The 10,747-nt window shown below is 68.8% G+C and carries 8 protein-coding genes; 4 read left to right on the top strand and 4 right to left on the bottom strand.

From position 1 onward, the window contains the following. Position 1: 1 nt before the first annotated feature. The 4 genes from AC07M9_RS02565 to AC07M9_RS02550 all read right to left on the bottom strand — a co-directional run bounded on the left by AC07M9_RS02565 (position 2) and on the right by AC07M9_RS02550 (position 5,708). Positions 2 to 1,060: an NAD(P)H-dependent flavin oxidoreductase gene (locus tag AC07M9_RS02565; protein WP_494881060.1), complete on the bottom strand. Its 1,059-nt coding sequence runs from the start codon at positions 1,058 to 1,060 to the stop codon at positions 2 to 4. Positions 1,061 to 1,102: 42 nt separating this feature from the next. Continuing rightward, positions 1,103 to 2,413 carry a glycoside hydrolase family 130 protein gene (locus AC07M9_RS02560; protein ID WP_494881059.1) on the bottom strand — a complete coding sequence of 437 codons (1,311 nt, stop codon included), beginning with the start codon at positions 2,411 to 2,413 and terminating at the stop codon, positions 1,103 to 1,105. Continuing rightward, the gene (locus AC07M9_RS02555) at positions 2,385 to 4,730 is read right to left on the bottom strand and encodes a glycosyltransferase family 4 protein (RefSeq protein WP_494881058.1); all 2,346 of its coding nucleotides are present in this window, start codon (positions 4,728 to 4,730) and stop codon (positions 2,385 to 2,387) included. Before AC07M9_RS02555 ends, AC07M9_RS02560 begins: the two co-directional genes overlap by 29 nt. Positions 4,731 to 4,907: 177 nt before the next feature. Further along, complete coding sequence (locus tag AC07M9_RS02550) at positions 4,908 to 5,708, bottom strand: NAD(P)-dependent oxidoreductase (RefSeq protein WP_494881057.1); 801 nt, start codon at positions 5,706 to 5,708, stop codon at positions 4,908 to 4,910. Positions 5,709 to 6,038: 330 nt separating this feature from the next. Here AC07M9_RS02550 and AC07M9_RS02545 point away from each other — a divergent pair, with 330 nt between their 5' ends. The 4 genes from AC07M9_RS02545 to AC07M9_RS02530 are packed head-to-tail and all read left to right on the top strand — an operon-like array spanning position 6,039 to position 10,694. Beyond that, the gene (locus tag AC07M9_RS02545) at positions 6,039 to 7,070 is read left to right on the top strand and encodes a 2-oxoadipate dioxygenase/decarboxylase family protein (protein ID WP_494881055.1); all 1,032 of its coding nucleotides are present in this window, start codon (positions 6,039 to 6,041) and stop codon (positions 7,068 to 7,070) included. A gap of 2 nt (positions 7,071 to 7,072) precedes the next feature. After that, positions 7,073 to 8,491 carry a succinylglutamate-semialdehyde dehydrogenase gene (gene astD / locus AC07M9_RS02540; RefSeq protein WP_494883875.1) on the top strand — a complete coding sequence of 473 codons (1,419 nt, stop codon included), beginning with the start codon at positions 7,073 to 7,075 and terminating at the stop codon, positions 8,489 to 8,491. Beyond that, complete coding sequence (locus AC07M9_RS02535; protein WP_494881054.1) at positions 8,488 to 9,690, top strand: hydrolase; 1,203 nt, start codon at positions 8,488 to 8,490, stop codon at positions 9,688 to 9,690. The genes astD and AC07M9_RS02535 overlap by 4 nt, the downstream gene beginning before the upstream one ends. Beyond that, on the top strand, positions 9,687 to 10,694 hold the full coding sequence (locus AC07M9_RS02530) for an arginine N-succinyltransferase (RefSeq protein ID WP_494881052.1): 1,008 nt from the start codon (positions 9,687 to 9,689) through the stop codon (positions 10,692 to 10,694). The genes AC07M9_RS02535 and AC07M9_RS02530 overlap by 4 nt, the downstream gene beginning before the upstream one ends. Positions 10,695 to 10,747 lie beyond the last annotated feature (53 nt).

Below are 10,747 nucleotides of genomic sequence, written 5' to 3'. Positions count from 1 at the left end.
ATCACGCCCGGCACGCCGCCAGCTCGGCCCTCAGTGTTGCGACCAGCTCCGACGCCGGCATCGCTCGGGCCAGCGGCGCGCCCTGCCCGGCCCACTGCGCGCCGAAACCATGCTCACCGCGCGCCTTGGCGGCGGCGTTGAGCGCTTTTCCGGCGTGATAGGCGATGGGATAGTCAGGCACCTGGCGGTCTCCCACCTGCGCCGAAAGCGCGGTGAAGCGGTTGGCCAGAGCGCGCGCAGGGCGACCGGAGACCAGCCGCGTTAGGGTCGTGTGCCACGCCCCCGGCCCAGCCAGTGCGGCGCGGTAAGCCTCGTCGGCGGCGGACTCGGGGCAGCCGATGAAGGCGGTCCCCAACTGCGCCGCGACCGCGCCGAGGTCGAGCGCAGCGGCGATCCCCGCGCCGTCCATGATGCCGCCCGCGGCAATGACAGGGGCCAATCCCTCGTGCACCAGCAGCCGGGTCAGCGCCATGGTGCCGAGCGCGTCGTCGGGCGCGGCGGGATCGAACACGCCGCGGTGCCCGCCGGCCTCGATCCCCTGCGCGACGATTCCGTCGATGCCCGCGCCCGCGACGAGGCGCGCTTCTTCCGCGCTGGTGGCGGTGGCCAGCAGCAGCACGCCGCGCTCGTGCAGGGAGGTGATCACATCGGCGGAGGGCAGGCCGAAGTGGAAGCTGACCACCGGGGGTCCCTGCTCGATCATCAAGGCGACCATGTCCGCGTCGTCGGCGAAGCTGGTGTAGCCCGGCTGCAAGGCTTCGGGCGGCTCCGCACCGAACTCGACGAACAGGGAGCGCAGCCAGTCGATCCACCCCGCCTCGCGCCCGGCATCCGCCACCGGAGTGGCATGGACGAACAGGTTGACGTTGAACGGCCGGGACGTGCGCGCGCGAACCTCGTCGATCATGGCTCGCGCGCCTGCTGCGTCGGTCGCGCCCAAGCCGATCGAGCCCAGCGCCCCTGCGTTCGAAACTTCGGCGGCGAGCTGCGGCGTGCTTGTACCCGCCATGGGCGCCTGGATGAGAGGGACCTCAAGCCCGAGGCGATCACGCAGCGTCATGTCTCAATTCCCTAGCGCCGGTCCTCGACGGTGTCGGCGCAGCTACTCCATCATCCCCAGCAGCGTCTGGATATTGCAGGTCGCGAAGCCGACGGTGCTGTCAGAGATGCCATAAGGAATGAGCAGTTGCTCGCCCACCTTGAGCGCGCCGCAGGTGTAGACCACGTTGGGCACGTAGCCCGAACGATCCGCGTTCTCCGCCGTCAGCACCGGTTCGGGCGTACGGGCGAGTACCTTGCTCGGATCCTTGCGGTCGAGCAGTGCGCAGCCAAGCGCGTACTTGCGCATCGCGCCGACACCGTGCGTAAACATCAGCCAGCCTTCCTCGGTCGGAATAGGGCTGCCGCAGTTGCCGATCTGGATGAACTCCCAAGGGTACTTCGGCTCCATCAGGAGGATGCCTTCGTCCTCCCAATGGTCGATCGTGTCGGACTTGAGGAGGAACAGGTTCTTGCCGTCCTGCCGCCCGACCATCGCGAAGCGGCCGTCGATCTTCTCGGGGAACAGCGCCATGCCCTTGTTGCGCCCGGCGGCGCCGCGGATAGGCTCGAGATCGAAACTGCGGAAGTCGCGGGTGCGCAGCAGTTCCGAGCGGATCGAGCTGCCCGAATAGGCGGTATAGGTGCCCACCCATTCGAAATCGCCGCCGCCATGGTCGAATCGCACGAGCCGCAGGTCTTCCAGGCCGCCGCGCTGCTGCTCGGTGATCGGGAAGATGACAGTGTTCGACAGGCTGGATTCGGCGTGGCGATGGACCGAGACGGTGCCGTCTGCGTCGACCTGATCTTCCTCGTCGAGTTCAACCGATGTGGCGAATGCGGCCTGGGGCCAGAGACAGAATTCCCCGTCGGGCTCGGCAATGCCTTCGCGAAAGGCGATCGAACTGATGTGCCCCTCGCCCACCGCGCGCAGGGACATGATGAAGCGCACGCAGCCGTCCTGCATGCCCGACTGATCGGGCGACGGCACGATCGAGGGGTTCATCAGCGCTGCGGCGGCGAAAGTGTACTCGTGGCAGAAATACGAGCCGATCAGCCGCTGCTTGGTCTCGGAATAGGCTTCAGGATCGAGTTCAAGATTTACCGCCACTTCGTCGAAGCGGTCGGCGAAAATGCGCTCGGTCTGCCAGTGACGTTCCTTGAAGTCGCGAAGCACGCGCTCGTATTCGGTCGCGGCACGCTCTTCCGTGAGAGCGGCGACGTCCTCGACGAGTTGTAGGGCCCGCCCGCCCGGTGCGTTCTTCGCCTGCCAGCCCAGGTGGAACGGGCGCAGGACCACCCGCGCCGGATCGGCATGCAGGCGGGTTTCGAAGATACGAAGCGGATCAGACCAGGCGTTCTCGGGCCGGTTCAAGCGGGTCTCCTTCCCGGGAGATTGGGGCAGTCGTGGAGGGCTCGTGGACCAGCTTCATAAGCGCATAATGCGACAACTGGAAGGCCAGTATGGACTCCGCGCCGCAATTCGCATTGGCGCCCCGGGGGGTCACCCCGTCCCGGCAACGGCCCGTCGCAACGTCGCCGAGGACGGCGCCGCGGTCGTTGTCTCCGAAGAACCAGCGCCATGCGACCAGCGCGTGCTCGCGCCAGAAGGCGCCGCTGGTGGCGTTCCACGCGGACTGCGCCGCCTCGATGGCGGCCTGCGCTTCGAGGGGCTGCTGGTCGAACGGCAGGTAGCCGAAATCGCGGTGGAAGCTTTCCGAGCCGATGGGACGGAACTGGCCTTTGGCGGAAACCTGCTGGGCGCAGATCCATCGCAGGGTTTCCAGTCCAGCGTCGGTCCAGTCCTCGCGGCCGAGCGCCATGCCGGCCTCGATGAGCGCCTGCGACAGGCGGGGGTTGTCGTAGCCGAGCACGGTCTCGAACCACGCCCAGTCCGGTCGCCGCCCTTCGCCGAGCAGGCGCATCAGGAAGTCGCCTCCGCGCTCGACCAGCGTGCGCGACGCGGCATGACCCGGGTCACGGCGCAGCACCGCACAGGCGCCGAGCATGGTGAAGGCGATGGCGCGGGGCGAACCGAGGGGGGCTATCGTCTTGAGGACTTCCTCGTAGAGATGCAGCCCCCACTGCGCGAGGCCGTCGTCGGGCGCCCGCTCATAGGTCTGGCCGAGAGCCCAGACAGCGCGGCCGTTGGAATCCTCGGAGCCCTCGTCCTCGCACCAGCTGCGGTCGAAGCGCATGAAGTTGCGGAAGCGCTGCAGATCGGGATTCCAGGCGAACTGCACAAAAGCGGCGTAGGCGAGGCTCCACTTCATCCGCTCGGCGGCGGGCATGCCTTGCGCGACGTTCATGAGCATCAGCGCCCGCGCATTGTCGTCGAGGCAGTAGCCATGGCGCCGGTCCGGCACCACGCCGATGGAGTGCTGGTACATGCCCGTCCCGTCGCTCATCGCGAGCACGGCGGAAAGGCCGGGGGTCGCCGTCAGCGGCGGCGCCTCGGGCTCGGCCGGAAGCGCGGCGGCGGCCAGCCGGGCAGTGGCATCGGCGAAGCGCGGCCAGATCGTTTCGCGGCCGCGGGCATAGGCGCGGCGCTGCATCGCCGCCATCTCGGCGGGAGCGTCGAGCAGCGCATTGACGGCGCGGGCGATCGCTTCGCTCGAATTGGCCTCGATCAGTTTGCCGACATCCTGCGCCAGGAGTTCGCGGGCATGGACGTAAGGGGTCGACACCACCGCCTTGCCCAGCGCCACCGCATAGCTCAGCGTACCGGAGGTGGACTGCTGCAACCCGGGATAAGGCGTGAGGTAGATGTCGCAGGCTTCGAGCTGGTCGAGCAGTTCGGGGGTGTCGAGAAAGCGGTTGTCCCAAGCGATGTGGCGCGCGACGCCCAGCTCCTGCGCGAGGCCGGCGAGCTTGTCACGGTACGCCTCGCCGTCACGAGCGACGAGATTGGGGTGGGTCGCGCCGACGATGCGGTACAGCGCCTCGGGATGGCGCTCGACGATCGCGGGGAGCGCGCGGATCGCGTGCTCCAGACCCTTGCCCGGCCCGAGCAGGCCGAAGGTCATGAGGACCTTGCGCCCCGTCAGGCCGAGGAGCGCCTTGAACTCCTCCTGTCTGCCGAACGGACGGTCCGGGGCGCCGTGGTCGATCACTTCGATGATGCGCGCGGGGGCGCCGTAGACCTGCTCGAGCAGATCCTGCGACTGGCGCGACATGACCATGATCCGCGAGGCACGGGTAACGAGGTGACGCAGGATCGTGCGCTGGCGCTCCGAGGGTTCGCTGAGCACGGTGTGGAGCGTGAGTACCAGCGGCGCTGCCAGCCGATCGACGAAGTCGAGCACCATCTCTCCGTCGAGGCCGCCGAAAATTCCGTATTCGTGCTGGAGCCAGACCGCATCGACGCCCGATTCGTTGATCCGCCGAGCGGCGGCGGCGTAAGCCTCGGGATCGTCGAAAGCGATCGTGCCTGCGACCCCGGTGTAATCGAGCGGCGCCCGGGGATCGTCGAGCGCGTGGACGTCCACTTCGATCTCGGGATGATGATCGCGCAGCTTTTCGAAGATATCGGTGGTGAATGTCGCAATGCCGCATTTGCGCGGCGCGAAGTTGCCCACCAGTGCTAGGCGCATGGCCTGGCTCGTCAGCGGCGGCAGTCCGTCGAAAATCGAATGGACATCCGCCGTTTCGCGGCCATTCTGGAAGTCGTGGGATAGAGGCAGATGGGCCATGCGCACCCCGTTAACGAGAGATGAAAGTATCTCCTGCTTAAGTCCCTACCACCGATTCAGTTTCACGCTGCACTGCAAAAAACAGGCCAGCCGTTATCCGGGATCGATATCGTGCGCAGACTGTGGGAATTGAGCTCACTTTTGACCGCTATTGCCGACGGAAGAGTGGAAGCACCGTCAGCCGGTTGCCAGCAGCAGGAATGATCTGGCGGACGTTTCCAGCAGCCGCGTGTCGGGCGAACCGGGCAGGATCGCGGCGAGAAGATCGGTGTCCTTGAGCAGCATCTTGGCGCCATGCGCGAAGGCGCGCGCCTCGGGGACGCGGGCGTAGACCTCGAAACCGAAGCTGCGACCCGAACTGGCGTTGATCAGTTCGGCCAGCGCCTTGCGCTCCACTCCCAGCGCTTCGCCCGCCTGCAGCGCGGCCTGCGCAAGGCCCATGTTAGCCGCCATCAGCGCGTTGTTGACGATCTTGGCTTTCTGCCCCGCACCGACCGGACCAAGCAGGACGATCAGCTTGCCGAAGCTCTCGAACACGCCCCGCGCCTGCTCGAAGGCCGCCGCCGAGCCGCCGCACATCACCGTCATCGTGCCCGCCTGCGCGCCGGGCGAGCCGCCGCTGACCGGCGCATCGACCATGGCCACGCCCTGCACCGCGCAGAGCCGCTCGACCGCCTCGGCCGTTTCGGGCAGGACCGTCGAGTGGAGCGCCAGCAGGCTGCCGGGCTTCATCGCCGGTACCAGTTTCGCGCAGATATCGAGCACGTCTTCGTCGTTGACCACGCAGAGCCCGACATGGTCGCAGGCCGCGCCCAGTTCCTCGACGCTGGCGGCGACCGTGGCGCCTGCTTCGGCGAACTCGGTCGCCGCCTCAGGTCGCCGCGCCCAGACAGTCAGCGGGAACTTGCCCAGCATGCGGTGCGCCATCGGGCCGCCCTGGCTGCCGATGCCGATGAAGCCGGTCTGGATGGCGGGCATGCGTGTCTCTCCTCTATCCTCTGCACGTTGCAAAGCGCGAGGCGCGCCCGGTGTCCAGCGTGAGGCCATCCACCATCGTCGGGGCGGCGCGAATACCGCCCTTCGTCATACTCCCTAGCTTCGTTCGTCATCCCCGCGCAGGCGGGGATTCATCTCCCGATGCTTGCCCTGCCGGAGGTCATCAACGGAGTTCCCGCCTCTGCGGGAATGACGAAGAATGGGCGGGGCCGCGGCGGATGGGGGCCTTGCCCGCAAATTCACTGCGATGGACTTCGCGGTCCCGCTTTCCTATGTTTCGTCCTCACGCAACAATTTACCAACGGGGATGCCATGGCCTCGGCCTCTCAAAGCGCTGCGCAAAGCCTGCAAACGCTCCGCGATCTGCTCGCTCCGATTTTCGGCGCAGAGCGCGCCGACTGGGCGCTCGCCGCGCTCTCCATCGACCCGGCACTCAGCGGCGCGGCCGACCGCGCCAGCCGGGCGCAAGTGGCGATGGCCCTCAACGCCGCACTGTTCCTCGACCTGCTCGGCCGCGTGCCGACCGCTGCGCGCTATGTCTCGGAAATGCGGGCACGGGGCGAGCCCATCGTCTTCGACCACGGCGCCCTGCGCACGATCGACGGCGAGACCGGCGCTCTCCCCTCCGGCCACACAGCGTTCCTCCGCTTCCTCGCTCCGCTGGGCTACGAGGTGCGGGGGCTCTATCCCCTGCCCGCGCTGACGATGACCGGCCGCGCCTTCGTACAGGTGGACCTGCCCGAGGCGGTGCCCCAGTTCTTCGTCTCCGAGCTTCACATCGACCAGCTTGCCGAGCCCGCGCAAGCTGCGGCGGCGAAGGTTTTCGGCGCCTCCACCGACCCGCTGGGCGAGGCCGAATGGCTCGCCCTGAACTCGATCGGCCGCCACGGCGACTGCACGATCGAGGAAGGCACCGTCATCCTCAAGGGCGCGCTGCGCACCTTCGAACGCCAGCACCCCACCCCTGCCCTTGCCGACTACGAGGTCCTGCTCGCCCACAGCAAGGAAGCCGCCTGGATCGCCACAGAAGGGAACGCCTTCAACCACGCGACCACCCGCGTGCCGGACGTCGAGGCTCATGCCGAGGAGCTGAAGGCCGCCGGCTACCCGCTGAAACCCTCCGTCGAAGTGTCCCGCAGCGGCCGCGTGCGCCAGACCGCGATCCTCGCCGACAAGGTCGCCCGCCCGTTCCGCCTGCCCGACGGCAGCGAGACGACGCTCGACGTCCCGGGCTCGTTCTTCGAATTCATCAGCCGCGACGTCGATCCCGGGACCGGCAAGCTCGATCTCACCTTCGACAGCGGCAACGCGACCGGCATCTTCGCCGTGACGAGAGACAGGTGACCATGCTGCGCTCCTTCGACCCCGCCAGCGGCGAACGCGTATGGGAAGGCGAAGAAGCCGGACCCGAGGCCGTCTCCGCCGCGCTCCTGCGCGCCCGCAAGGCGTTTCCCGCCTGGGCCGCCTTGCCGGTTTCGGCGCGCGTCGCCGTGGCCGAGCGCTACCGCGCCGCGCTCGAAAGCCGCAAGGACGCCATCGCCGAAATCATCTCGCGCGAAACCGGCAAGCCCCTCTGGGAGACCCGCACCGAACTCGCCTCGATGATCGGCAAGGTCGGCCTCTCGATCGCCGCGCAGGCCGAGCGCGCGGGCGAGAAGCGCAGCGACATGCCGTTCGGGCAGGCCGTGCTGCGCCACCGCCCGCACGGGGTCATGGCGGTTCTCGGTCCGTTCAACTTCCCCGGCCACCTGCCCAACGGCCACATCGTCCCCGCCCTCCTCGCGGGCAACACGGTGGTGTTCAAACCCTCCGAAATGACCCCCGCAACCGGCGCCGCCATGGCCGCATGCTGGGCCGAGGCGCTGGCGGACCATCCCCATGTCTTCCAGTGCATCCAGGGCGCGCGCCAGACCGGCGAGGCGCTGCTGGCCGGCCATATCGACGGACTGCTGTTCACCGGCTCGGCCGGCGCGGGCGCGCATTTCCGCCGTACGTTCGCCGACCGCCCCGACGTCATCCTCGCGCTCGAACTCGGCGGCAACAACCCCCTGATCGCATGGGATGCCGAGGATCTGGAGGAAGCCGCGTCGGTCGTCGTCCAGTCCGCCTTCATCACCAGTGGCCAGCGCTGCTCCTGCGCCCGGCGCCTGATCGTGCCCGACACCGCCTTCGGCACCGCGCTGGTCGATGCCGTGGCCGCAATCGCCGACCGCGTGGTCATCGGCGCCTGGAACGAGACGCCCGAGCCGTGGTTCGGCCCGCTCATTTCCGACGCCGCCGCCGCCAGCGCCAGGGCCAGCTTCGACGGCCTCGTCGCGCGCGGGGCCCAGATCATCCGCCCGTTCTCCGGCGTCGAGGGCCGCTCCGCCGCCTTCGTCACCCCGGCGATGCTCGACGTGACCGGGACTTTCGTGCCCGACGAGGAAATCTTCGCCCCCGTCCTCCAGGTCAGCCGCGTGCCGGACTTCGACGCGGCGATCGAGGCCGCGAACAACACCCGCTTCGGCCTTTCCGCCGGGCTCATCAGCGCCGACGACGCGCTGTGGCAGCGCTTCCTCGTCGAGGGCCGCGCGGGCGTCGTCAACCGCAACCGCCCGACCACCGGCGCGGCGGGCTCGATGCCCTTCGGGGGCCTCGGCGACAGCGGCAACCACCGCCCGAGCGCCTACTATGCCGCCGATTACTGCGCCTATCCGGTCGCCAGCTTCGAGGCGGCGGACGCCGGCGGAAACGCCGGCGCCCTCGCCGGCAAGCTGCGGGCATGAGCCTCACCGGCGAAGAACAGGACCTCCTCGCCCCCGTCGAGCGCGCGCCGATCCTGTCGCGCACGCTCGAATGGGCCTCGATCAACAGCGGCACCGGCAACCTCGACGGCCTCGCCGCGATGGCCGGCTACCTCGCCGATGCTTTCGCGCAGCTACCCGGCGACGTGCGGCTGGTCGAGCCTGCGCCGATCGAGAAAGTCGATGCGCAGGGCCAGCTACGCGAGGTCGGCCATGGCCGCCATCTGGTCGTCTCGGTCCGCCCCCAGGCGGCGCGCCGGGTGATCCTGACCGGGCACATGGACACCGTGTATTCCCGCGAGCATCCCTTCCAGAAGTGCGAGTGGCTCGACCAGGACACCCTCAACGGCCCCGGCACCGCCGACATGAAGGGCGGCCTCGCGCTGATGCTGGCAGGCCTCGCCGCCTACGAGACCAGCGGCCCGACGCTCGGCTACGACGTGCTCATCAACAGCGACGAGGAGACCGGCTCGCTCTCCTCCGCCGCGCTGATCGCGCAGTTGGCGCAGGGCAAGCTGGCGGCACTGACTTACGAGCCCGCGCTGCCCGATGGCTCGATGGCCCGCGCGCGGCCGGGCTCGGGCAACTACGCCGCCGTGGTGACGGGCCGCTCCGCCCACGCCGGACGCAACCCGCAGGACGGCCGCAACGCCCTCGTCGCAGCATCCGACCTTGCGATGCGCCTCGCCGCCGGAGTGCGCGAGGGGCTGACGATCAATCCCGCGCGGATCGAGGGCGGCGCGCCGAACAACACCGTGCCCGACCTCGCCATCCTGCACTTCAACCTGCGCCCGCGCACGCCTGAACTGGCCGAAGCCGCGCGCGCCCTCATCGACACCGCCGTCGCCGATGTGAGCGCCGCGCACGAGGTGCAGGTCCACGTCCACGGCCACGTCTCGCGCCCGCCCAAGCCGATTACCCCGCGCACCGAAGCCCTGTTCGGCCTCGTCAGCCGGGCCGCCGCCGACCTCGACCAGCCGATGCGCTGGCAGGACACCGGCGGGGTCTGCGACGGCAACAACATCGCCGCCTGCGGCGTCCCCGTGCTCGACACGATGGGCGCGCTCGGCGGCTCGATCCATTCGCCGCAGGAGTTCCTGATCGCCCCTTCCCTCGACGCCCGCGCCCGCCTCACCGCCCTCGTGATGCACCGCCTCGACCGCTTCGGAGTACCGGCATGACCTTCCTGCTCCGAACCGCGCACGAGAAGGACCTCGAATCGCTCTACCGCATGGCCAAGGGCACCGGCGGCGGCTTCACCAACCTGCCGCCTGACCGCCCGACCCTCGCCGCCAAGCTGGAGCGCGCGGCGAAGAGCTTCGCGCGCGACGACGGGCAGATCGCCAACGACCTCTTCGTCTTCATCCTCGAGGACACCACCGACGGCAAGGTGCGCGGCACCTGCCAGGCGTTCTCGCAGGTGGGCACCGAACTGCCTTTCTACTCGTACCGGATCGGGCGCATCACCCAGCATTCCAAGGAACTGGACCGCACCTTCCGCGCCGAGATGCTGACGCTCTGCACCGATCTCGACGGCGCCAGCGAGGTAGGCGGCCTCTACCTCGACGCCACCGAGCGCTCGGCGGGCGTGGGCAAGCTGCTGGCGCGCAGCCGCTACCTGTTCATCGCCATGCACCGGCAGCGCTTCGGCGAGATGACGCTGGCCGAACTGCGCGGCGCCATCGACGACGCCGGCAACTCGCCGTTCTGGGACGGCCTCGCCGGCCGCTTCTTCGACATGAGCTTCCGCGACGCCGACGAGTTCAACGGCACCCACGGCAACCAGTTCATCGCCGACCTCATGCCCAAGCACCCCATCTATACCGCGCTGCTTTCCGAAGCTGCGCGGCAGGTGATGGGCCAGCCGCACTACTCCGGCCGCCCGGCGATGCGGATGCTGGAGAGCGAGGGCTTCGCCTTCCAGAACTACGTCGACATCTTCGACGGCGGCCCGACCATGATTGCGCGTACCGACCAGATCAGGACGATACAGGAAGCGCGGACGGTGACGGTCTCTGGCATCGTGCCGGGCTCTGACGAGCCGACGCACCTCGTCGCGACCGGGCGCCTGGCCGATTTCCGCGCCTGCCTCGGCCGGGTCGGCGAGGACGGTTCGCTCGACGAGGCGGCTGCGGCGTTGCTCGGGATCGGCGCGGGGGATGTGGTTACTTACGCGCCGGCTTGAGATTCGGGAGAGTTTTTCACGCGAAGACGCGGAGGCGCAGAGATGTCGTCCCG

It is taken from the genome of Novosphingobium sp. GW821-FHT09E05, from assembly GCF_059416165.1.
This window is presented reverse-complemented; position numbering and strand designations above follow the sequence as displayed.